General features: G+C 60.0%; 16 protein-coding genes. 4 read left to right on the forward strand and 12 right to left on the reverse strand.

All coding sequences use genetic code 11. The annotated features are described in order from the left end of the window. The first annotated feature begins 77 nt into the window (after positions 1-77). Positions 78-785 (forward strand): transposase, encoded by a 708-nt coding sequence (locus tag RDV64_RS23280; protein WP_309199734.1) that lies wholly within the window; start codon positions 78-80, stop codon positions 783-785. A 146-nt stretch (positions 786-931) separates the two neighbouring features. On the opposite strand, the gene RDV64_RS23285 is transcribed toward RDV64_RS23280, so the two are convergent. The 10 genes from RDV64_RS23285 to RDV64_RS23330 form a co-directional block, all read right to left on the reverse strand. After that, on the reverse strand, positions 932-3490 hold the full coding sequence (locus tag RDV64_RS23285; protein ID WP_309199735.1) for a DEAD/DEAH box helicase family protein: 2559 nt from the start codon (positions 3488-3490) through the stop codon (positions 932-934). Continuing rightward, the gene (locus RDV64_RS23290; protein ID WP_309199736.1) at positions 3483-5057 is read right to left on the reverse strand and encodes an Eco57I restriction-modification methylase domain-containing protein; all 1575 of its coding nucleotides are present in this window, start codon (positions 5055-5057) and stop codon (positions 3483-3485) included. The genes RDV64_RS23285 and RDV64_RS23290 overlap by 8 nt, the downstream gene beginning before the upstream one ends. Continuing rightward, entirely contained in the window at positions 5054-5632 is a 579-nt protein-coding gene (locus RDV64_RS23295) for a DNA methyltransferase (RefSeq protein ID WP_309199737.1), read from the reverse strand. The genes RDV64_RS23290 and RDV64_RS23295 overlap by 4 nt, the downstream gene beginning before the upstream one ends. 286 nt (positions 5633-5918) lie before the next feature. Continuing rightward, positions 5919-6908 carry a tyrosine-type recombinase/integrase gene (locus tag RDV64_RS23300; protein ID WP_309199738.1) on the reverse strand — a complete coding sequence of 330 codons (990 nt, stop codon included), beginning with the start codon at positions 6906-6908 and terminating at the stop codon, positions 5919-5921. A gap of 193 nt (positions 6909-7101) precedes the next feature. Continuing rightward, the gene (locus RDV64_RS23305; protein ID WP_309199747.1) at positions 7102-8058 is read right to left on the reverse strand and encodes an OmpA family protein; all 957 of its coding nucleotides are present in this window, start codon (positions 8056-8058) and stop codon (positions 7102-7104) included. A gap of 12 nt (positions 8059-8070) precedes the next feature. Then, positions 8071-9558, reverse strand: coding sequence for a hypothetical protein (locus RDV64_RS23310; protein ID WP_309199739.1), 1488 nt, complete (start codon positions 9556-9558; stop codon positions 8071-8073). A 30-nt stretch (positions 9559-9588) separates the two neighbouring features. Continuing rightward, a complete protein-coding gene (locus RDV64_RS23315; RefSeq protein WP_309199740.1) occupies positions 9589-10347 on the reverse strand; it encodes a hypothetical protein in 759 nt (252 codons plus the stop codon). Positions 10348-10986: 639 nt separating this feature from the next. Continuing rightward, entirely contained in the window at positions 10987-11223 is a 237-nt protein-coding gene (locus RDV64_RS23320) for a hypothetical protein (RefSeq protein ID WP_309199741.1), read from the reverse strand. Next, positions 11207-11884, reverse strand: coding sequence for a ParA family protein (locus RDV64_RS23325; RefSeq protein WP_309199742.1), 678 nt, complete (start codon positions 11882-11884; stop codon positions 11207-11209). Before RDV64_RS23325 ends, RDV64_RS23320 begins: the two co-directional genes overlap by 17 nt. Positions 11885-12110: 226 nt before the next feature. Further along, positions 12111-13175, reverse strand: a complete 1065-nt coding sequence (locus tag RDV64_RS23330; RefSeq protein ID WP_309199743.1) for a replication initiator protein A — start codon at positions 13173-13175, stop codon at positions 12111-12113. 464 nt (positions 13176-13639) lie between these two features. Between RDV64_RS23330 and RDV64_RS23335 the strand changes: the two genes are divergently transcribed. From RDV64_RS23335 to RDV64_RS23345, 3 genes are all read left to right on the forward strand, one after another. Further along, the gene (locus RDV64_RS23335) at positions 13640-13834 is read left to right on the forward strand and encodes a type II toxin-antitoxin system VapB family antitoxin (RefSeq protein ID WP_309199744.1); all 195 of its coding nucleotides are present in this window, start codon (positions 13640-13642) and stop codon (positions 13832-13834) included. Continuing rightward, a complete protein-coding gene (locus RDV64_RS23340) occupies positions 13831-14196 on the forward strand; it encodes a type II toxin-antitoxin system VapC family toxin (RefSeq protein WP_309199745.1) in 366 nt (121 codons plus the stop codon). The genes RDV64_RS23335 and RDV64_RS23340 overlap by 4 nt, the downstream gene beginning before the upstream one ends. 2715 nt (positions 14197-16911) lie before the next feature. After that, complete coding sequence (locus tag RDV64_RS23345) at positions 16912-22143, forward strand: glycerophosphodiester phosphodiesterase family protein (RefSeq protein WP_309199746.1); 5232 nt, start codon at positions 16912-16914, stop codon at positions 22141-22143. A 420-nt stretch (positions 22144-22563) separates the two neighbouring features. On the opposite strand, the gene RDV64_RS23350 is transcribed toward RDV64_RS23345, so the two are convergent. Together RDV64_RS23350 and RDV64_RS23355 are read right to left on the reverse strand one after the other, a co-directional pair. Next, the gene (locus RDV64_RS23350) at positions 22564-23382 is read right to left on the reverse strand and encodes a carbohydrate ABC transporter permease (RefSeq protein ID WP_309199720.1); all 819 of its coding nucleotides are present in this window, start codon (positions 23380-23382) and stop codon (positions 22564-22566) included. Further along, a complete protein-coding gene (locus RDV64_RS23355) occupies positions 23379-24260 on the reverse strand; it encodes a sugar ABC transporter permease (protein ID WP_309199721.1) in 882 nt (293 codons plus the stop codon). Before RDV64_RS23355 ends, RDV64_RS23350 begins: the two co-directional genes overlap by 4 nt. Positions 24261-24267 lie beyond the last annotated feature (7 nt).

Below are 24267 nucleotides of genomic sequence, written 5' to 3' on the forward strand. Positions count from 1 at the left end.
CGGCCAAGCGCGTGTCGTTGACCGACCCGGCTGCCGCCCTCAGCCGCAAGCACGGCAAGGCGCGGTTCGCTTGACGCATGAACGCGCTTGTCGACACCGGATCAGGGGTCGTTCTGGGCGTCCAGGCGGCACCGGAGCGCTTCGCCGACGAGCCGGAAGCCGCCCGCCGGATGGTCGAGCGGCTGCGCGTTCGGCACAGTGCGGTCCCCGAGATACTCACGGCGGACAAGGCCTACGGATCGGGGCCGTTTCTGGCGTGGGTCGAGGAGCGCGGGATCGAGGCGCATGTCCCCGTCATCGATCGCACGCACCAGACCGCCGGGCGAATGACCCATGCCGAGTTCTGTTACGACGCGGCAGACGACCGCTACGTGTGCCCGGAGGGCAACGTATTGCGGCGTGTCGGCGACGCCAGCGGAGAAGCAAGGCGCAGCGGGACGACCGCCTACCGAAGCCGCCTCAGCGACTGCAGGGGATGCCCGATCAAGGCGCGCTGCACGACGAGCTCGACGCGGGCCATCAGCCGATCGCTTCATCAGGATGTGCGGGTGAAGGTTCAGGCCCGTGAAGCCACGGAGGTGTTCGGACACTCCATGCGGCTGCGCAAACGCATCGAGCGGCTGTTCGCCTGCGTAAAGCACAACGATGGTCTCCATCGCCTTCGGCTCCGCGGCCTGCGCGGCGCCGACGAGCAATTCGTGCTCGCGGCCACGGCGCAGAACCTGAAGCGGATGACGAAGCTCCTCGCCACAGGGGGACCGAGGATTGGAATGGTAGCAGCGTGACCCTGGGGCCTACCGGAAGAGCACCCGGCAACGCTCGCGCACCGAGAGGACGGTGCCGGCAGACAGAAACCGCCAATAAGCGGCCCGACGGACGGTGTTTTTCAACAGCCTCGACGGTTTTTGGGAGGTGACGCGTCGTGGCCCTATCACTCACGCGCTACGACCGTATCGTACAGGCCGATGTGCGTGAGGCCCGGATGGCTCTCGATGCCAGTGTAGCGAAGGGAGGCGTCCTCGTAGCGGCGGAAGGCGAAAACGGCCTCGTTCATCCGCTCGGTGTTGAACACCTTCAGGCGCACGAGCAGGTGGAAATCCGCAACAGACAGTCCAGTTACAGTCCTGAACAGCTCAGGCTCCAGCTTCGTAATGACGTCCTGAAGCGTATTCTCGCGAAAATCAGTGAGATACATGAACGCCGGGATCCGGGTGGCGAACTTAATAAGCTTCTCTTGGACTAGCTTTCGCTTTGATTTGTACTCCTTTTCCTCCGCCGTAAGCTCCTTTTTTTCATCCGCGGTGAGCGATTCGTCTTTCGACTTTTTCTTGAGGTCTTTAACTTTCTCGCTCTTGTTAATGATCGTCTCGATGACATTGTCACCTAGGGCGCGCCACCCTTCGATGCGCTCGACGGCCGCCATGGCCTCCTCGTTGTCGAACACGCGGCGCAGGGTGTCGTTATCGACGTTCACCAGAAGTGCCGACTCCCACTTACGGGCGAGCAACGTGGCCGATGTGCCAGCCATGGCGATGTCGAGGATGCCGCCGGCATCGATCTGCGTCATGTTGGCCCCGTCATAGGCCAACACCGGGAGGAACGAGACCAGCTCGCGCACGGCGTTCTCCGGGTTCGGATCGCCCGGGGAGAGGCCGATGCCGTACTCAGATAGTTGGCGTAACGCTCGCGTCGGCGCGAAGTCGAACACAAAGCAGATCGGCTTGAGAACCTCCTCCGCGTTCGGGTCGTTTCCGTTCGGGTTCTTGATCGACCATGGCGACTGCACTCGGAAGGCCGCCTGAAAGTAGGTCTCTGGCGACTTCAGGTTGCGCAACATCAGGATCGAAGACCACTGCGCCACGGTTACGCCGGTCGTCAGCTTCCCGCACGAGAGGGTGATACTCTTCGTCTCGAATCCTGCGCCGATCGCTTTGCGGACCGGGGGGAGGGCTTCCAAGCCCACGCCGGCATCGGCACCGGCGGCGACGATCACCTTGTAATCGTGCCAGAACGTGTTCTGCCGCTCCGCCAGAAGGTTCGCCATCGCATGGCATGCAGCGACGTTGGGCAAAAACCAGAAGGAGTGCTGGAGATACGGCAGCAGGCGGACATCCGAATAGGGGAACGGCGGCCTCGTGCCCGTCTTCAGGCTGGCGGCCGACTGCGGCATGTGCTGGCCGCGAATAATGTCGAGCCATTTCTGAACGTCGTCCTTGTGCTCGAAGGACGTTTCATCGCCCGTTCCGGAAGCTGCGAAGAATGCATTGAGGTCGAACTCGTCGAACTCCCCCCCGCTGGCGACGGCCAGCAGTTCGTCCGGCATCTGGTAGGTCAGCAAGCGCATCTGCGGCAGCGCACCGTAGGGGTTGCGCTCGCCCGGATGGGTGGTGGCAAACACCGCCTTGGCTCGCTGCTCGTCGGTGTAGGTCCAGTTGAAGATTTGTTCTTCGATGAACTCGCCGGTCGCCAACGCTTTGAACGGTGTGCCGGAGAGGTAGAGGTAAGCGCGCGTGGTGATGGGAAGGAAGTCGGCCTCGCTTTCAGACAACTCGCCGATGTCCTCGTTCACTTGGCTCAGCCCGTCGCCGTACTCGGCCTTCTCCTCCTTCTTGGCGACCTTGTCGTCCTCGCCCTCGAACAGCTCCTTGGCGGTCTCGCGCCACGCGCCGAAATGGTACTCGTCGAAGACGACGAGGTCCCAGTTGATCGAGTGAAGCCACTCGTTCTTGGATTTAATGGCGCCGGTTGCCTCACGCCCGAGAAGGTCCTGGAACGAACCGAAGTAGACGACGGGCTTATCCGTTTCGATCTGGGTGGGGTCCCGCCCGGAGCTGCGGGAAAGGTACTGCCAGCCGTCGAAATCGACGTGGGATTCCAAGTCGGTCCGCCAAGCATCCTCGACCGCTGGCTTGAAGGTCAAGACGAGGACGCGCTTCGCGCCCATCTTCTTGGCGAGCTGGTAAGAGGTGAAGGTCTTGCCGAACCGCATCTTCGCGTTCCACAGGAAGCGAGGGACGGCGTCGGCGTCCTGCTCCCAGCGGGATTGGTAGTAGACGTATGTCTGCTCGACCGCGCGCGCCTGCTCGTCGCGCATGGGAAAGGTCTCGTGATGCGTGCCGCTCAGTCGTAGTCCGTTTCGAAGCTCGGCGATCGCGGTCTGTACGTCGTTTGGGGCTGCGCGCATCCACTCGCGAGATGCACCGACCACGATGTTCTCGAAGCCCTTTTCGATCAGGCGTCGACGCACGTCGCCGTCACGGAACGCCGTGCCGTCTTCGCGCTCGGCGAAGTTGTCGACATGCAGCGTATAGGCCTGCTGCATTTGACCTTGGGACTCGCGAATGCGGTCGTTGACGTCCGGCTTCGTTGTCTGCCCGACCTTGATCAGCCCCTTGTAAGCCGGAGGCGGGTCATTTGGGGTCCAAGCGTAGATGCGAAGCCGCGCCTCAGGCTTGGGCGCAAGGATATCGTCGATGGTTGGTCTATCCACCGTTCGATTCCAGAGGGCGAATGATACCTTCGATTAATGCGATCTCTTCGGCATCAAGATCGTATTTTTCGTACAGTTCCTCGTCAGACCAATTCCTATTCCATTCCTGAACGGGCACCCATGTATATGTCGCGCGCGTGGCATGTTGGCTGACCTTTCGAAGCCAGACCATATACCTAAATATTCGGGTCCTAACGTAACTTTCCATACTACTTGCTTCTTCTTCTGATCTTGCCGGAAGAAACAAATATGTCTGAGTGCATACGGATGGATTTGTAGCGCGCCTCAATGAACTAAGCACCGGCGTCGGTGATATTTGCGACTCAAAACCAGCTGCGGGTATAAGAACCTTCCAAGTATCAATCAAATTTTGGCTTTTATTTATATTATCCCTGCTAACCCACACAACTATGCGCTTGGCTCCTTGATAAGCATACAGCGGGATCGATCCATCAAACTCAAACTTCTTATAATCAGAAAAATTACTTGTAAGACCAAATTCTTTATCTGCAGACAGCAATCCTACAATAGACTGTTCATTTTTAGACATTACCTTTTTAATTATACTTAGGGCTCTGCTATCTCGAACAAGTATATCGTATTCGTCTAGACGCCTCTCGTCATAAATATCTTTCTGACCACTCCTTGACAAAATAGTCCTGCATAAGCCGGGGTTGTCCCGATCCCACAGGAAGAAACAAGCGCCACCCATAAGCTTAACACCGGGAAATACATCTGTTGATGCTGGAAAATCGACGAGAGTTCGAATGCGGTCATCGGACAGCATCTCAGATCGAAATTCTGCTAGCCCCAAGCCTGCTGCCATCCAGCGAGATGGAATAACCATGCATAAATAGCGCGGTTCCAACCCTTTCGCCTGCTGTACGAAGTGCTGGTAAATGGGCTTATCGCGCGTCCCACCATCGCTAGCCAGCTGATATGGTGGGTTTCCGATGATCACGTCGAATTGCATGTCGTCTCCGAACATCCCGGCGATCCGAGCCCTGATGTCGTCAGTGTGGATAAAGGCATAGGCGTGGGTCTCGGCTTCCTCGCCGCGGTCGAGCGTCCCCTTGCTAGCACCGCAGTATTTGCACTTGTCGTTGACCCACGTGTGCTCAGCACGCTCGAACCAAATGTTGCCGGCATCGTCCGAGAAGCCCTTGGCGATCGAGTGCTCACCAATGGCGTGCTTGGAGCAGTACAGGCTTCGGCGGGCGAGGAGGGCCGTAAGCTGCGTGATCCCGATCCCGAACACTTGCTTGGTCAGGATATGATCGACGCGCTGCTGCAGGTCGGGAATGTCATCCTTCAGCCCGTCCTGAAGTCGCTTCGTGATCTCGCGTAGGAACACCCCCGACTTGGTGAATGGGTCTAAAAATTTTACCGACTTACTCGCCCAGATGTTTGCGCCGCCATTCCCTGTGGCCCAGGCGTCCGCCAGTGTGTCGAGCATACGGTTGGCGAACTCCGGCGGCGTGAACACCTCGTCATTGGAGAGGTTGGCAATGCAGGTCAGAACGTCCGGATTTCGCCCGTGCAGCATGAATCCTGCCTGCTCGGTCACGCAGCATCTCCGACGCCGCCACTGGCGAAGCCCGCTAAATCACGCGCTGTCATCGGAGGATATGTTCTCATAGGCGTGAAAAGTTCATCCTTGCCAAGGTGCGCGAATAACGAGCCTTCGGCGCTGAAAGCTGCCATGCCGATCAGGACGTCCAATCTGAAATCGCGCCGTTGAAACTTACCCCTTCCGAGGTAGCCCCATTCGACGAAGTGTATCGGCAACTCGTCTACGCCGCGCATCGTCATGGCATCGCCATGGATTAGATTTAGCGAGATTACGAAGAACGCGGCCTGATACAGGTCATCGGCCGCGGTGATCCGCAGGTAGTTGGCGAACAATTCGAGCAGGTTCGCCCGGCATTCGGCGAGGTTATCTGGCAGCAGCTCGATGCCGTAGCAGCACATCAGCGCCAGGAGGGCGTAGTGCCGCTTCTCGAACTCGGACCGGCCAAACTTCGCTTCGACGGCCGCCAGTTTGCGCTGCAAGACCGGGACGAGGAAATTCCCGCTCCCGCAGGCGGGCTCAAAGAAGCGGGCGTCAATGCGCTCGGCCTCTCCGCCGACCAGGTCAAGCATCTCTTCGACCAACCAGGAAGGGGTGAATACCTCACCGTGGTCGGCGACCCGCTTTCTTGATCTAATTAGCCTCTCTGTGGTCCGCCGGATGTGACCCTCAGTGGATTTGGGCTTTGGACTCTTCACCTTCACACCTAAGGGTTTATTGCACTGTAATTGCTATTGGCAGATCCAGGCGGGATCGTCGCAGCGTAGCTCCTGCACCGTAGAGGCCTCAACAGGGCACTCTTTTCCCAGCACCTAATTTCTTCAGACGGCGTAGCTACGCTCGCGCAGACAAGCGTGTTCAAATCAGAATGCGCTCAACCTCGTCCAAACTGACCTCGTCGGCCCGCCGATCATAGAGCTGCGTGGTGCGGGTCGAGGCATGGCTGGCCATCTGGGCCGCCTTCTCGAGCGCCCCATCGTTCTTGAGGTAGGCCGTGATGCCGGTAGCCCGGAACGTGTGACAGCCGATCAAGGTCTCGATCTCGGCCTGACGCGCCCGCCGCCGGATCATCTGCCAGACGTTGGCCTGGGGCATCGGCCGGTCCGACAGGGTTTTGGTGTTCCGGTCGATGGTGCGGAACACGTAGCCCTTGCGATCCTCCCACAGGGAGCACCCGTCCATGTAGTCGTGAATGTAGACTTCCAGCGTGTGGTGGCAGGGCACCTCGTGCCGCTTGCCGCCCTTTTCGTGGAGCCGCACCCAGAGCCGCCGGTTCTGGGTGTAAAGATCCTCGACCTTTAGCGACAGCGCCGCGCCGACGCGGGCGAACGAGTAGACCATCAGCCCGATCAGCGCCCGGTCGCGAAGTCCCACCGGCTTCGACACGTCGATCGCATCCAGAAGCTGGCGCGCCTCGGCGGGATCGAGCACCGGCGTCTTGCCCCGGCGCACGATGTGGCGCGGGCCGCGCACCGATGAGGCCGGGTTGGTCGGCATCACCTGGCCGATCACCAGCCAGTCGAACAGGGCGCGGATGCCAGCGAGGCGCTGCTTCACGGTCGGGACGCTGTGGGTGGTGCCGAGTTCCTCGATCCAGGCGGCCACATGGATGGGCTGCACGGTCGCAAGCGACGTCACCCCTCGGATCTCGCACCAGGCCGAGAACTCCGCGGCGCTGCGCATGTAGGAGCGGCGCGTATTCGGGTTGCGGATGTGGACGGCGAAGAATTCGAGGAAGCGGGTTCGGGCCCGTTCATTGGCGGGGGCGAACAGGATCGGGAGCGCCGGGCCGGTATCGGGCGAGGGGATCGCGATGGTGGTGGTGGTGGTGGTGGGAACGGTCGTCATCGGGTTGATGATAACCGATCCGAATCATCGGATAAAGGATATTATCATATGCATAATGTCACATGGAACGTCCGGCAGTGGCCCGGAGATTATTGATTAAATGATCGTGATTTCGCAGGCATTGTCAGCACTGCGGGCCATCCTGGCTCGACTGCAGTAGCTTTCGGCGGCCGGCCACGAGCAGCCGTATCACTCAAAATGGCTTCGGAATCGGCGTAATGCGCTCCAGCTGAAGTGACATTTCAAGTGCACATCCACCTACCGACGCCCTAAACCTATAGCTTTCTGACGAGGATACATCCATCATTGCTGCGCCCGCTGTTACAAGTGGGATCAACTCATCTCCGACGAGGGATGCCTCTACCTCAAACGTCGCATAGTCGCTGAACGATACACCAATTCCACACTGTCTACCGGTGTTCAATAGACTTACAATCAGCTCGTCACCATTCGAAACTTGACCTCCCCATATTTTTAGTGCCGACCCCGCCCCTGCATTACTACTTAATACTCTTATATCTTTCTCCTCTTGACTCTTCTGCACGTCAATAAAGCGCGTCTCTAAAACTAGGCCGCCCATACATCCCGAGATCGTATCCTCGTGGATAATTGCTGATACCATCCACTTCTGCACTATTAATTCCGGCTGTGGCCTAACAGAAATTGGCGATATCTCTGTCTGCGGATGGCAGGAGCAAAAGCCTGACTGCTTCTCGAACCCGCACTCAAGAAAAATATCGACGCGTCTATTCTCCTCCGCGCCCGGTTGGTTGGGGTCCGCTAACCGGCTTTCCCCCTCCCATTCGACGGATATCTCAGCTTCACGAAGAGATTTTAGCTCTTGAGCTACCGCTTGAGCTCGTCTTGCAGACAATTCGCGATTGTACCCCTCGGCGCCCACACTATCCGCATGGCCCACTACAACAACAGAACTATTTGTACTATTTAAGCGGCCAATTTCCGCCGCTATACGTCGAATTTCTTTGCGCGCTGTTGCATCAAGAAGCGCAGAATCAAAGACAAAAGCTATCGTGCCAATTTTCGCTCTTGACGAAAAATCCCTTCTAAATTCGCTCTTAGCCGCGGTCGTTATGAAAACATGAGATATCACAATTAAAATAAATACTAATTGGCGCCGCATCTTTTTCATCAAACTATGACACTACCCCCGTAACCAATCGATACTCTGTGCTGCCTCCGCGAAATCAGGGGACATTTCAGCCACACGCTGAAGGCGCTCTAGCTCGAGAGGGAAATCGATATCGGGATCGGGATTTGGTGACGTCGGAAGTACATCGCAGACGAATGCGATGATTTGCGCCCCGCGCGAGACGACCCCACTCGCGTCGCTCTGATAATCATGCGAAGCTGATGATTGACTGTGTGAGTAATTGCCCCTTAAGGAAAACGGCCCCCAACCAACACGCGCGCTTGTGTTCAGCTCTGATCTGAAGGTTCGGTTTTCCTCGTGCTCCATGTTTGCATGAACTTTTACATTTCTTGCAACGATCATTGACGTTGGCAGTACCGGCATGAAGCCATCTAATGGATAATCCCCACTAGAGATGCTGCCATCTTGGTTCAACTCATCTACGCCTTTCCAACCTCGACTACTGAAGATCCACCCGTTAAGCCATCCACGGAGAATTGGAAGTTGAATTAGATCAGCCTCTACACCGAACTGACTTATATCCGATCGATTGTAGGTTTTGGTTTCCGAATAGTTCGCGCCGGCACCAAAGGACCACAGACCAAAGCCACCGCTGACGCCTCCACCCCAACTTGTTGATTCTTTACTTTCAAATGTGCTTATCTCGGATTCTGCAAATGAAAATTTCGTCCAGGCATCATCAAAAACTGAAGAAAGAATATTCGCGGGGTAAACGAACGTTGGGTAAAAGCCTGTTTGGAATTGATCCAGCCTACGCGCTCCGTCGAATTGCGCCCGCATCCTCTCATATAACGCAAATGAACTCCGGCCGGTAAAGTTTGCGATGATCCCGCGCGCTTGATTTACGTAATCACGATAACCTAACGATCCCCATTGAGAGTACGCATTCAATGCTTGAGCCTCGTAAATCGGCCCATTATTGGTCATTTCAAGAACGTTTTCCGGTGTTGGATTCGTTATTGCAGTGATTCTAGTGTTGTTTAGTATACGTAATCGCGCCGCATATTGCGAAAATAATCGGTCATACTGCTCAGATTGAACCGATGGACGAACTTCTTTCTTTTTTTCTAATGTGAATGGATCCGTAAATTCGACATCCTCTCTGACGAATTCTTCCGCTCTCTTAAGCATCTGCTCTTCCGCCTCTGAAAGAGAAGGGAGCGGGAGGCGTACCTTGCGGAGAGCTAAATTGTATATGTCCCAGGTTTTCGTCGAGGTCAGCTGCCATGTCCCTGTCGGGCTAGGCGTAGAATTCACAAACTGCGAAAAGAAAGAGGCTCGTCGAACTTGGTCAAGCGTCTCCATGTTGCCAAAATCGAGATCATCTAAAGGAATACCCGGGTTACAAAATGATATGAAGGGCTTATGACTACTAGTAGAGAATTTCCTCTGCACTGGATTTGCGTTAACCTGGTCAGCAGCGGTTAAAATTTCATATATCTTCCCGATAAGACCGTTCATTGCCGATTGATTTGACATAACTAAATCCTTATTAATGGAAGGTATTTACTATCGATGGATAGAACAGCTTATAACAGCACGGTTTATGAGCGTAATAATCCGAAAATTTGCTGTCGAATTGGGTTGCGTCGAGCAAAAATCATTCGATATCTGCTCTAATTTGGCCGACAAACATTTATTTTTCACATCCTCGATCGAGGATTCCGTGCATCCACTAACTTGATCAAGAGGTATTATCGTAGAGATAAACGTTACAGGTTGCAGCAAAACCTCAAATTTGCTTGATATCGATGAAATCGCGTCTGTTTGATTAGATACAACAGCAACTAGTCTGTCTATCTCGTCAGAGAGGCTGCTATTGAATGCGCCCACCTCCGCTAAAAGACGAATCATCTGATCGCGCTGATCAATAATCAACGACTCAATATCACGGATATTTTCGTGATTTGTATCGCTGCTCAACTTCACTTGTTCTGCAAATCTAGTCAGAATATCGCTCTGCCCTTCAAGCAAAACACGGAGACGGTCAATTTTAGATTGGGCCTCTCTGTCATCGACAGGAAAGTGCCCGCCTGAGGTGAGGGCGGACAAGTCTGAGGTGTCCTGATTTATAGAACTAATCTGGAGTATTAGGGCTCTCTCAATAGAATCGATGCTCGCTAGCAGCTCTTTTATGCCGTTTAGGCAATTCAATTGCGCCTCATCGGTCGATGGGAATTGTTTCCCACAGCCGTCATAGCTCTGCGAAAGTGCCGGTGATGGAAGAAGGAAAAGTAATAGTAGTAGTATGCAGTGAAACTGTCTCATGTGGCTCCGCCTGCGTTCTATCAAATCTTAAATCGGCGTTAATGGTTCTACGTTGCGGACGTGCTGTCAAGGTCGTTGAAGCACAGCCTAACACACGGTGCGTATCTTACGAGAATACCGAATGGATTCGCTTCGCTGTCGGAACGATCGCTTCAGAGTAGCAAGGTTGTGAGTGGGCGGTTCCATAACGTCCCGTTACGCGACCGACGTGTGTAACAGCAATTTAGTAATGTCTCACTTCAGCAAGTTAGAGAAGTCCCACCGGCGGTCCTTCCCTCATGGATTCGGTGTCGAGGTGGCGGATGACGGTGTTGAAGATGATCGATTTGGAGCCAGCCCGTTGCAATCTTAGGTAAGAGAGCGTGATATACGATGGCGGCAGTCTTCGGGACTGTGGGAGCGGTGCTGCAAGAAGGCGAGATCGACGCGATCGCCAAGATGAAACCGTCCAGCCTGATCGGTAACCCTAGCGGTTGCCGGTATTAGGTCCTTCCTTGCGAGGCCGGACGGTAGTGGGACCATCAGGTCATCCGGGCCAATGATCGGGATGACCAGAGGCGCCCGGCCTGCCGTGCGCTCCGAACGCGTTTCGGCGAAGATACCTATTCCATCTGAATAGCGTCGATCTGTGGGTTCAGGTCAGGTATCGCGCTCATAGGCGTTCATGAGGATCTCCAGCATGTCCGCGTAAGTGCGCCGGTCGTCCTTGCACAGACGGCGGAACCGCGTGATCACGTCCGTCGGGGCCTTGATGCTGATCTGCCCGTCCCGAACGGGTTCGCGGCTAGGCCAGCGCTCCACGTCAGGCGGCGACACGGTCGCCTCCTCCCTCGGCTCGAACTGCTTCAGGCGGTTGAGGTCAAGCGATCGCGGCATGGCGCGTCTCCTCCAGCATGTCGACGACTTCGGCCGTAAAGGCCTCGGCGTTGGTTATCGCCTTCTCGATCCCGCTGACGTCGGCTGGGTTCAACTGGCGCAGGCCGCCCCCGGCATTGTGCAGCGAGGAAAAGGCCGTGCGGCGGTTGAGCTCTGTTCCGAACGTGCGCACCGCCGCGCGCAGCTCCCCGTTGATGTGCTTCTCGAGCTTGCTCTTCACCGCAGCGTTGGTGCGCGTGAAGAGCACGGCCGCCGCGATATCGCGCCGCCGGGCCCGGCCCTCCATTGCGATCTGGGCAAGCGTCTCGATCGCCTCGTCGGCATCCTGCTGCTCGTCCCCCGTCGGCACGATGACGAGATCGGATTCGCAGATCGCGAACGAGTTCAGCCGGGATGCCGCGCCCTCGAGATCGATGAGCACGAAGCTGGCCCGGCGCCGGGCCGCGGCGATCTCGTCCTGGACCGCGCGCTCGCCCCCGCTGGTGACAACGTGAACACGCTTGGGGGGCGGTGCGAGCTTCGACCAGCGCGTCAGCCGGCGCGCGGGGTCGGCGTCGATGAGAACCACGTCGGTGCCCTCGGCAAGCTCGCTGGCGAGGACAATGGCAGAGGTGGTCTTGCCCGCGCCGCCTTTGGAGGACGCGAAGGAGATAACCGGCATCGGGACGGTCCTTCTGATCTCGCCTGGGGAGGCAGATGCCTACCATTGGCATGTTAAGGAAACCCTAGCCGTCACAGGCCACGGCAGGTTCAACCATGGCCACGATCGCCATACCATTCACTGCCATGCCATGCCATGCGAACGAAACTAATTCATGCAGTTGGCCTGCCATGGCCTGCCATGGGTATTTCAAGGTATCACAAGGTACCAGGAGCCTGGATGAATGTCAGAAGTGAGCGGTATCGAACGGACCGCGCTTGCGACAGAAGTCTAGGAAATGCGCGTCCATGTTGTTCACGCTGATCCCCTTCTCACTCACCCAGCAGCGCCATTCCTGCTGCAGCGCATGGATGTCCCACCCTCGCGCCAGCGCGCGCCCTTTCTCGAGCGCATCAGGACTGACCGGAAGATCGCTGAACGACAAGGCGGGCCGGCGCTCGCCACCCAGCGCCAGAGTCAGCTCGGGGCGAGGGCGGACAACAAGGTTCCCCGCAGCAAGCTCGAAGGTATAGTCCGGCATATGATGCTCGCGCGCATCGGTGTCGCAGATGTTCTTGACGAGCCTCTTGAATTCCTTGTCGCTCGAATTCGACCCGCACTTGTCCTTCAGGATTGAAAGACCGATCCTCCATTCCGATTGCTGGCCGCAGTGTTTGCGGGCGAGCTCGTAGAGCCGCCGCTCGAGCGGCTTGCGCAGTTGAAAATACTCGCGGCTGAGGGTCAGTACATTGTTGTTCTCGACAGCCTTCACCAGCCAATCGCCAAGCTCGAGTTCCACATCCAGCATCCGTCCGGTCGCATCCTCCTTCACGATGGTCGCGTCGGTGATCAGGGAAATCTGCCGCCAGGCGGAAATCCCGTGATCGTGGATGTTGGTATGGATTTGCGTGTACTGGAGGCGCGTCAGAGCACGTCTCAGGGTGGCGTAGGCTTGCCCGCTGGTGTGCCGGTTGGTCGCCTTCAGCAGATCGTGCGCACAGATCCGCACGCGCCGCCCGATGGGGCGCCGGTCTTCCTTCGCCGCCATCAACTGGCTGAGAACGTAGATGAGGATATCCCGGTCGAAGATGTTCGCCCGGCCTTCCTCGGCGGCAGGAACGATCCGCAAGCCCGCCTGGCCGCGAGTATATTCGAACGGCGCCATGTCCTTCTTGACCGAAAGGGAAAACAGCGGGTGCTCCATCGAAGCGCGATCACCCTTCGGGGTGGCGTCGAGGATATCGCAGAGGAAGAGGTCGGGCTCGTCATGCCGCTGCGGAAGAAGGGCGGTCCGTCGCTTGGGTCGGGCCATGTCTCGATCCTCTGCCCAAGGGGTTATTCGATACGCTACACACCGGTAGCGCATTCCTCGATAGTCTGCACACCGGAAGGCACGAGATGGTGCAATCCCCGGCAGGCGTTATTCGATATCCTACACACCGTTCCTCGATAGTCTACACACCGTTCTTCGATACTCTACCCACCGGGAGGCCGAAATTTCTCGGATTTTCTTCATTTTGTCAGTGCCTTGCCGGCCTCACTGATTCGCGTAACCCTATATCTAACCCATACTAACCCCCCTCAGAATTCAACAGGCGCGCTCAACCGCATCATCACCATGCTTGATGGGAAGAGGCTGAGGAGGGGACCAAACCTCGATTGACTGAATCAGTGATGGCTCTGAGGGCCAGCATCCCGCCGCAGATCCTGCCGAGAAATCTCTTGCACGCACAGAAAATCGCATCATTTGATGCATATACAAAACCGGAGGCTGGAATGCGCACCACAGTCACGCTGGATGACCAGCTTATCGACCGTGCTGTCGCCCTCACCGGCGTTCAGGAACGCGGCGCGCTGCTGCGCAAAGCGTTGACCGCGCTGATCGAACGCGAGAGCGCGAGAAGACTGGCACAGCTTGGCGGAACCGAGCCCGAACTCGAAGCATCGCCGCGCCGGCGGCCGGAAGGGTGATTCTTGCCGATACGTCGATATGGATCGATCACTTGCGCGCGGGTGAGCCCGACCTAAAACGGCTCCTCCTCGCTGAGGAGATCGTTTGCCACCCATTCGTGATCGCGGAGATCGCACTCGGGTCCCTGAAGGGACGAGACAAGGTCCTTGGATTTCTGGATGGTCTTGCCATGCTCCCGGTGCCTGAACCTGCCGAGATCCGCCAGATGATCGAGGCGCGGCGCCTCTATGGACGCGGAGTCGGGTATGTAGATTCCGTGCTCATCGCCTCTTGTCTCCTGCGACCAGGGACATTGTTCTGGACCCGGGACCGTCGCCTACAAGCCGTCGCGACAGAGATCGGGTTCGCGTTCTACCCATAGAACCGATCGTCCAGGTTAGCTTCCAGATCCCCACTGCTCCCACCCCTGCGACCCCTCACAGGGCCAAGCGAGGCTCGCAACGCTCGCAGCCGGGTGATGGTACCCCTCAATCCGAGTTGCAGCATGTCCGGGCTCGGGCTTTCATCCTCGCGGATGAGGGGCCGTCAATCCTTGACGGTTTCCCTTCCGAGCTTGACGAAAAATGCGTGGTCATTCTGAATGGGGTTCTGGACATCGTCGCTTCCAGTCGGGGCTGCACACGAACGCGGGTCCGAGTGTAGGCCTACTTGCCGCGCATGCGGGATGAGGCATCGATTATCTCCATCAAAGATTAGTACGATGGCGTCGAAGGTATTTGGAAGAAGAAATCGAAATCCTTCGTAGCCGTTTGATAGAGTTAGAACGACGAACTGGGCGCTGAAAATATGCCGATTAGCGTCCTGTGTGCGCCTTCACATGCGAGGGTTTGCGAGACTTGCGAGGGTCTGCGAGGGTTTGGCAGGGGGTACGGAGCGGATGATTATTCGTTTTGGTTCAGGGGGTTACAAAAGTTTTTGCGAGGGTTGCGAGGGTTGCGAGGGTTGCGAGGGTCTCACGCGGGGGCGCGCGCATGAACCGGGTTCACCATGGATTTCACGATGGTCGGAGGGTTTCTCACGCGCGTTACGCGACCCTAAACCCTCGCGACCCTCGCAAGGGGTGTTTAAGTGATTGTAATAGAACAGAGAATTTTTTGCGAGGGTTTGAAAACAACCCTCGCAAACCCTCGCAGAATTTGATTAATTCGTTGAATCATAAGGGTATTCTCCGAATGGAGACGAGTTCTGGCATCGGCCAAGGCCGCTGGGAGCAGGCGTTCCGCAGTTGCGTGGTCGGCTGATGCCGGCTCGGCGTATCGGGAGAAATCCTGGGGTTTCCGCAGATACGCTGGTCCCGTGGCGCAGATCTCAGTGAGATGGTCCGTTCCGGTAGCACGTGGCGGTAGTCGAGCTGCGAGCTATCCGCCGATCTGTTTCCGGCCGCAACGACGAATCTCTCTTGGCACCGAAGGCTCAGGTCTTCCGGTAGACCGTGCGCAATTCCGCGTCAGAACTTCGGAACCAGGGCGTGGACTGTCGCCAGTCGCCTGGGTCGGAGACCCAGGGGGGTGCAAAAGTCTGAGGCGTCGCGCCCGGGGACCGGCGGGGAGGCATTTTCGTGGAGTGCACGGAAATTGAAGGGAAAAAGCCACTTGGCTGGGTGATGCTGTGCAGGGTCTAAGCCCATCGCCAAGGTCTGCGGCCCATGCCCTGGCTCGAGTGTGGCGTCGGTTCTCAGCGGCCGTGCCTGGTCGGCGCGGGTGGTGGCGGCCTGAACGCCTCGAGAGTTCTCGGGGCGTGCGGCGCGGAGGTCGCCCACCGAGGCCCCCTTTGCCACCATAACCATCAGGGAGACGTTTCAAGGCCCTTAGAAGGGCGATTGGTATCGCATGGTGCGGGGGGGGGGCGGAATTCACGCGGGCGTGCCATCCACGGCCTTCCTAGGGCCATTAAACGCCATACTGCGGTTTTTGCAGCTGCCGGCGGGCGGTGACCTCCGGTCGACTCGTCAAAGCAGCTCGGCTTCGTCCTGCAACCATCGCTGCGCGTGTTCCTGATCGATGACCGCTCCCCATGTCCCTCAGGCGGTGATCGCCAGTTAGCAGGCTGCGAGGCCAAGGTAGCAGTGCGTTAGGATCATAGTCCTGTTGAAGCGGCGCCGGCGCCACGAGTTTGGTCAGCGCTGAAACTGCGCGGTTATTGTTGAGAAATCTCATATATTACTATTTATAGTACTAGTTTTATTATAAAATACCAAATTTAACTCGGATTATATCGGATAATAATGAAAGGCGCGGGGATAAAGCTTATGCGGCAGGACATTTCTCTTCGAGAGCGGAGCTATCACGGCCCTATTTTCCGGAGCGGCAGGCGAAGTTGATAGTCCGGCAAGGATGCAGCGCCTGGGGATGACGGCACAGCCACCGACGGCGGCGCGTTGATCGACGACGGACTGCACTGCGCGGCCGCGATGAGACCGCTCGGACGCGGAGCGGCTGGCAGGGGCGCGCGCTCCCGGCGACGATCATTGCCGAAGCCGGGCACCTCCATCTCCTCGACACCTTCGTCAGCGTCGATGAGCACCGCGTTGGGTTGTTACCGGACCACGCGACGTGCGGCGAGATCGCCAGGCATCTCATCGCTGCTGGCGGTATCGGAGTCCTCGAAATCCGGCGAAGTTTTCACGATGGGCGTGCGCCCGAATCACCTTTGTTCGAACCGCAATCCAGCACCCGTTGGTTCATATGGTCATTTTGGGCGATCATATGAACATTTCCTGCGAGCGTCAGAGTCGGGGCAACACACGCGCATGACTGCATGCAAAACTTCCTTAGCCAGTTAATTCAATCATTTCGATGTCATTGCGGTCACTTGAAAATGTCATTCGGTTGAAACATTGACGCCCTAGTGGCCGTTCGGACGAACAGTCTGGGCTTTCATATCAATGATGCTGACCCCGGTGTCGCGCGGCGACCCACCATGATCGCGCAGGCTTCGAACCCCACGGCGGTTCGACCCGCCGTTGTGTACCGCGTCGCCGCGAGCGGAGTGTCGCTCGTGCCGGTCATCTTCGCCGGTCTCCAGACGCGTTCATAGCCCCGTCCTCACTGTCCTCCGCCCATCGAGAGCGCCTGTCATGTCCGAACTCACCATCATCGCCCATCGCGGCACCAACCCCTATCCCGATGCATCCGCCGATGCGTATCGCCATGCGATCGACTGGGGCGCCGATGCCGTCGAAACCGACGCGCAGGTGACGGCGGACGGGATCGTCGTGCTGGCGCATGACACCGGCAACATCCCGAACATGACCTATGCGGATCTGCTCGCGGCAGATCCGGACCTCATCACCCTCAGCGAGCTGATCGGGATCATCGAAGAGAAATCGGCCGAGACGGGCCGTGTGATCGGGCTCAGCCTCGAGATGAAGAACCCCGCCACCTACACGGCCGCGGGGATCGACATCGCGCAGGCAACGCTCGACGTCCTCGTCGCCAACGGCTTTACCGACGAGCGGGTGATGCTGAACTGCGGCGACGCGGCGACGCTGCAATATCTGAACGATACGCTGATGCCCGAGGCCGGTGTCGATATCTTCCTCGAGCAGACCTACAACGGAACGGACGCGGAAGACCTCGCCCAGATCGCGACCTTCGCGGACGGGATCTCCGCCAGGATCAGCGGCCTCGATGCGGACAAGGTCGCCGAGGCCCAGAGCCTCGGCCTCAACGTCAATGCCTGGACGCACGACGGTCCGGGCGACGAGCTTCAGTCCCTGATCGAGATGGGCGTCGACGGCGTCTACACCAACAACACCCGCATCGCCCGTGCCTATGCCGAAGGGGACGTCGGTGTCAGCGTCGTTTACGGCGACGAGACGGCAGAGAGCGTCAGCGGGACCGACGGCGACAACATGATCTACGCCATGGAGGGCAACGACGTCGTGCTCGCCGGCGCCGGTGACGACGTCGTCTACGGCGACGCTGGCGACGATACGCTGTCGGGCGGCTCTGGCGAGGACCGGCTCTTCGGCGGGGCCGGCGACGACGCCCTGTTCGGCGGCGAAGGCAGTGACATGCTGGCCGGCGGCCAGGGCAACGACGTCCTCAATACCGGTGGCTCGGACAACACGGTCGTCTACGCTGCGGGCGACGGTATCGACGTTCTGAACGGCACGTCGACCGACACGCTGGTCCTCACCGACATCGCCTCGTCGGACGTCTCCGTGACGAACATCGGACCGAGCCTCGCGCTGGAATTTGCTGGCGGTGGCGCCGTGTTCATTGGCTCCGGCACCATCGGCAGCGTCGTGCTGGATGGCGGCGCCACGGTCTGGTCGGCGAGCGACCTTTCCGACATGGCGGACGGCCGTGTCTCCGACGCGGTTCTGGAGGTGGCGACGACCGCCGCGACCGGCCTTGCCGCAGCCACCGCGGCGGCATCAGCCGAACCGACGCCCAATCTCGTCCAGAACGGCAGCTTCGAATACACCGACAGCGCATCCGCCTACCGTGACTGGGGTCGCTCGGCGCTCAACGGCGAGATTCCGGGATGGGTGAACCTCAACTCGGGCCGGATCGAGCAGCACCAGGACACCAGCGCGCTCGGCCTTACGGCCAATGATGGCGCATTCTACGTCGATCTCGACGGCAACAGGAACAACGTCGCCCTTGCCCAGACCATCGAGGGCATGGAGACCGGCGCCACCTACGCGCTGGCCTTCGACCTCAGCGACGGCGACACGTCGGACGACGAAGCCATCACCGTCACGTTCGGCGGCGAGGTGGTCTACGAGGGTGCACCGGCCGCGGCCGAGTGGGAGACGATTTCGCTTGCCATCATAGGCGGCGCCGGCGACGGGTCCAATACGCTCGTCATCGAAGAGACCGGCGGCTCGCTCGACACCACCGGCATCTTCATCGACGACGTCTCGGTGGTGAAGACTGCGGATGCTCCTGCCGGCAGCGCCGACGGCAACCTGATCGTCAACGGCAGCTTCGAAAACATCAACGGCACCTCGCACCGGTCCTGGGGCCGCTACGCGCCGGACGGCGAAATCGCCGGCTGGTCGAACGTCGATCCCAACCCGACCCAGCGCATCGAACTCCACGCCGACACGAGCGACAACGGCGTCAGCGCCAGTGATGGCCAGTACTTCGTCGACATGGACGGCGACGGAAACAACCTCGAGATCGTCCAGACGGTCGAAGGGGTGGAGGCCGGCAGCACCTATACGCTGAGCTTCGATGTCGCCGATATCGATCCCGATGCCGACGATGATGCCATCGAGGTGAGCTGGGGCGGCGAGGTGGTCTACACCGGCACGCCGGGCGAGGCCTGGGAGACCATCAGGCTCGAGGTTGTCGGCGGCGCGGGCGACGGGACCGATACGCTGGCGTTCCGCCATCTGGCGACGGATCTCAACGGCGACGGCATCGCGCTCGACAACGTTTCGCTGATGGCCGGGCGCATCGAGGATCAGCCGGGCGACGGCGGTGATCCCGATGGCGGCGAGGAGACCCCCGGCGACGGCGACCCCGATGCGGACGCCCCCTTCCTCCTGATCTCGCACCGGGGCACCAACCCCTATGCGGACCACTCGGAGGCCTCGCACAGCCATGCGCTCGACTGGGGCGGCGACATGGCCGAGTTCGACCTGCAGATGACGGCGGACGGCGTCCTCGTGATCGCGCACGACACCGGCACCATTCCGTCGACCACCTATGTCGATCTCATTGCCTCGAACCCTGACATCATGACCTTCGAGGAGGGTCTCGACCTCGTTCTCGCCAAGCAGGTGGAGACGGGCCGCACGTTCCAGATCAGCGCCGAGATCAAGAACCCCACCTCCTATGCCGACAACGGCCTGGCGTTCGCGCAGCAGCTGGTGGACACGCTGGAGGCGAAGGGGTTCGACGACCCGGCCCAGGTCAGCATCTCGTCCTTCAATTCGGCCATCGTCCGCACGCTCCTCGACGATATCCTGCCCGAGGCCGGGACCGCCTATAACGTGGACTATGTCGGCTACGGTCTCAGCGACAGCGAGCTGTCGACGGTCGCCGGATGGGGCGTCAAGAGCGTTTCTCTCAACGCCAGCTACCTGAACGCGGCCATGGTCGAGGCGGCTCACGACGCCGGCCTCAAGGTCTACGCCTGGACTTCGAGCGGGCCGGGCGAGAACCTGCAGCCGCTGATCGATATGGGCGTCGACGGCGTCTATGACGACAACACCCGCGTCGCGCGGGAATACATCGACGGCGTCGCGGGCCTGGCGACCCTTTATGGCAGCACTGACGGCACGATCGTCAGCGGTACGGATGGCGACAACGTCGTCTATGCCCTTCAGGGCGATGACACGGTGCTCGGCGGTGCGGGCGACGACATCCTCTACGGGGACGGCGGAAACGACGTGCTCGTCGCGGGCTTGGGCGACGACCTTCTCGTCGGCGGCGCGGGCGACGACGTGCTTTTCGGCGGCGAAGGGGCCGACACGCTGGACGGCGGCGGCGGCAACGACGTTGTGGTGGCCGGCAGCACCGACACGGTCCACTTCGGCGCCGGAGACGGGATTGATCTCCTCACCGCCGAGGACGGCGTGACGGTCGTCTTCGATGGCATCGCAGCGGCGGACATCACGGTCACCACCCTGGACGGAGCGCTGGTGATCGAGACCGCCGACGGTGCCGCGCTTATCGTCTCCGACGGGACCGGGGCGAGCTTCCGCTTCGCGGACGAGACAACGCTCACGACATCGGACCTCGCCGGCCTCGCCAGCGGTCCGGCATCCCAGGCAATGGAGACGGCGCGGGCCACCCTCGAGGCGGCAGCGGCCGACGCCGCGCCGGCCGCTGGGCTGGAGCCGACACCGAACCTCATCGTCAACGGCAGCTTCGAGAATATCGACGGCACGTCATCGCGCGCCTGGGGGCGGTACAGCCCGGACGGCACCATGCTCGGCTGGCAGAACCTTGCCTCAGGCCGCGTCGAACAGCATCAGGACACGGTTGGCGGCGTCTCCGCGTCGGACGGTGCGTACTGGACCGATCTCGATGGCTGGCTCAACAACGTCGAGCTGGCGCAGACCGTCGAAGGGGTCGAAACCGGGGTCAACTACGTCCTGTCGTTCGACCTCGCCGACACCGACCTTGCGGACGACGAGACGCTTACGGTCATGTGGGGCGATGCGGTCGTCTACGACGGCAAGCCCAACAGCGCCGAGTGGTCGACGATCACGGTCGACCTCGTCGGCGGCTCCGGCAACGGCTCCAACCAGCTCGTCTTCGTCCAAGGTGGCGGTTCGCTCGACGGCGCCGGCCTCGCGCTCGACAACGTGTCCCTCGTCAAGGCCCGTTCCGAGGCGCCAGGCGGCAGCGACGGCGACACCCTTACCGGCACTGATGGGGCCGATAAGCTCCGTGGCGGTGCCGGGAACGATACGCTCCTTGGCGGCGCAGGCGACGATGTCCTGCGGGGCGAAGCGGGCAGCGATGTGCTCGTGGGGGATGACGGGAATGACATTCTGATCGGCGGCGACGGCGAGGACCAGCTCCTCGGCGGAGCCGGAGCCGATACGCTGAAGGGTGATGCCGGGCAAGACATGCTCAGCGGCGGCATTGGCGACGATGTGCTCTTGGGGGGTGACGGGAATGACATTCTGTCCGGTGGCGCCGGCGGGGACCGTCTGATCGGCGGGTCCGGGGCCGATACGCTTGGCGGCGATGCCGGAGACGACACGCTCCGCGGCGGCACGGGCGACGACATGCTCGCCGGGGACGACGGAAATGACGTTCTGGCCGGCGGCGCCGGCGATGACCTGCTGATCGGCGGCGCCGGGGCCGATACGCTCAGAGGTCACACTGGGGACGACACGCTCCGTGGCGGCATGGGCGACGACCTGGTCGCCGGTGGCGACGGGAATGACGTTTTGTCCGGCGGGGCCGGCGGTGACATCCTGATCGGCGCCGCCGACGCCGATACAATCAGCGGTGATGACGGGCACGACACGCTGCGTGGCGGCGAAGGTGACGACATGCTGCACGGCGACAGCGGCAACGACAAGCTCTTCGGCGACGACGGCGACGACTTCCTCTTCGGTGGCGACGGCAATGACCGCCTGACGGGCGGCGGCGGCGGCGACATCCTGAAGGGCGACGCGGGCGCGGACACGTTCGTGTTCTCCGGAGAGTTCGGGGCCGATACCATCCTGGACTTCGAGTTCGGGGTCGACAGGATCGTCCTTCGCGGGATCAGCGAGGGCGACGTTTCGATTACGGACGGCCATGCCGGTGCGACCATCACGGTCGGCGACGACAACGTCATCACGGTCCTTCAGGGCGATATCGGCCTCTCCGACCTGATCTTCGTCTGACGCTGACGCACTGTTCGCCCGGAAAGGGCCCCGAATACGATCCGTAAAGGCATCGTGTTCGGGGCCGACCTGAAGAGCGGTGCGCTCTTCGAAACGAGAAAACCGCGCCGCTGATGCGGCGCGGTTTTTGTTTTTCGGGACGGCGCGTTCCGTCCGCATTGTCCTCGGGATGCCGCGCGACGCCGCGGACCAGCCCGGTATGGACCCGGCCTGTTGCACACCGATGCACTCCAGCGAGTGCCGCCGATGGTCTCAGCCAGAGGCTTCTTCTGGGTTCATGCGATCAGGGATAGCGAAAGGGGGCCGCCTCGCATGAGGCGACCCCCTTTCGTGCTTTCGCGCATTTCCATCGTGACGGAACGGAGCGCGCGGCCCGAACCTCACCCGGCGCAGAGGCGACCGGACGACGCGTAGCGCGCGCTACTTGATCCCCGAGGTGAGGAACGCCTGCATGAACTGACGCTGGAAGATGAGGAAGGCGACGATCAGCGGCGTGATCGTCATCAGCGTGGCGGCGCTGATCATCGATATGTCGACGCCGCTCTCGGGCGCGCCGAACAGCGACAGGCCCACCGTGAGGGGTCGCGTGTCGGGCGAGTTGGTGATGATCAGCGGCCACAGGAAGTTGTTCCAGTGGGTCGACACCGAGACGAGCGCGTAGGCGAGGTACACCGGCCGCGCGACCGGGACGTAGACGCGCCACAGCACGCCCAGCACCGAGCAGCCTTCCACACGCGCCGCATCCTCCAGCTCCCGCGGGACCGACTTGAACGCCTGCCGCAGCAGGAAGATGCCGAATGCGCTCGCCATGTACGGCATCGCCATGCCGAGCGTGGTGTCGAACAGGCCAAGGTTCGAGACGATGGCGTAGTTCTCGACGATCAGCACCTCGGGCAGGATGAAGAGCTGCAGCAGCACGAGGAGGAAGAGCGCCTCGCGCCCGCGGAAGGTGAAGCGGGCGAAGGCGTATGCGGCGAGGGTGCAAAGGATGAACTGGCCGGTCAGAACCAGGCCGACGAGCTTCACAGTGTTGAAGAAGTAGGTCAGCCACGGCGCTTGCGCCCATACCGCGCGCACGTTGTCGAGAGTCCATGGCGCGGAGAGGTCGAAACTGACCGCCGCCGACGGTGTGTGAAACGCAGCCCAGACGGCAAAGACGAGCGGCGAGATCCAGGCGAGCGCCAGAACGAGGGCGCCCAGCGTATCGAGGCGGAAGGCCGAGTGGCGTGCGCTGGTCATCGGTAGTGGGCCCGCCGGTCGATGAGGGTGAACTGCAGCGCGGCGACGATGCCGAGAACGATGAGGACCAGAACCGTCATCGCCGCGGCGTGGGGCGTGTCGAAGTAGGCGAAGGCCATTTCCCAGATGTAGTAGAGGATGAGCTTTGTCGCGTTGTCCGGCCCGCCCTTGGTCAGGATGAACAGGTGGTCGATCAACCGCACCGAGTTGATGAGCGCGTTGACGAGGATGAACAGCGTCGTCGGCATCAGGAGCGGCAGGATCACCCGGCGCAGGTACGTGAAGCGCGTGGCACCCTCGACGGTCGCGGCCTCCTTCAGGTCGGGCGGGATCGTCTGCAGTGCGGCGAGATAGAAGATCATGAAGAATCCCGCCTCCTTCCAGATGGTGACGAGGATGATGGCCCACAGCGCCGTCTCCGGCTGGCCGAGCCAGTTGACGTCACCGAAGCCGAACAGGCTGCCGATCTGGTCGAACAGGCCGATGCCGGGGGTATAGAAGAATAGCCACAGGTTGGCGGCGGCGATCATCGGCAGCATCGTCGGCGTGAAGTAGGCGATCCGAACGAAGCTGCGCGCCGGCATCTTCGCGTCGGCCCACAGGGCCATGGCGAGCGCGATGGCGATTGACGCCGGGATCGTGACGGCCGCGTAGATGGCGTTGTTGCCGACCACCTGCCAGAACACCGGATCGGCGAACAGGTCGCTGTAGTTGTCGAGGCCCGCAAAGTGCGACGGGCGGCGGCTGGTGCCGCGCGAATAAAGGCTCGACCACAGCGTTGCGATGGTCGGCCAGAACGCGAAGGTCGTGAGGAGAACCAGCGACGGGAAGAGCAGCATACCCGCATAGATCGCCTGTCGTTGACGCCTGGCTGCCATTGTGACC

The organism is Acuticoccus sp. MNP-M23 (assembly GCF_031195445.1).
GTDB lineage: Bacteria > Pseudomonadota > Alphaproteobacteria > Rhizobiales > Amorphaceae > Acuticoccus.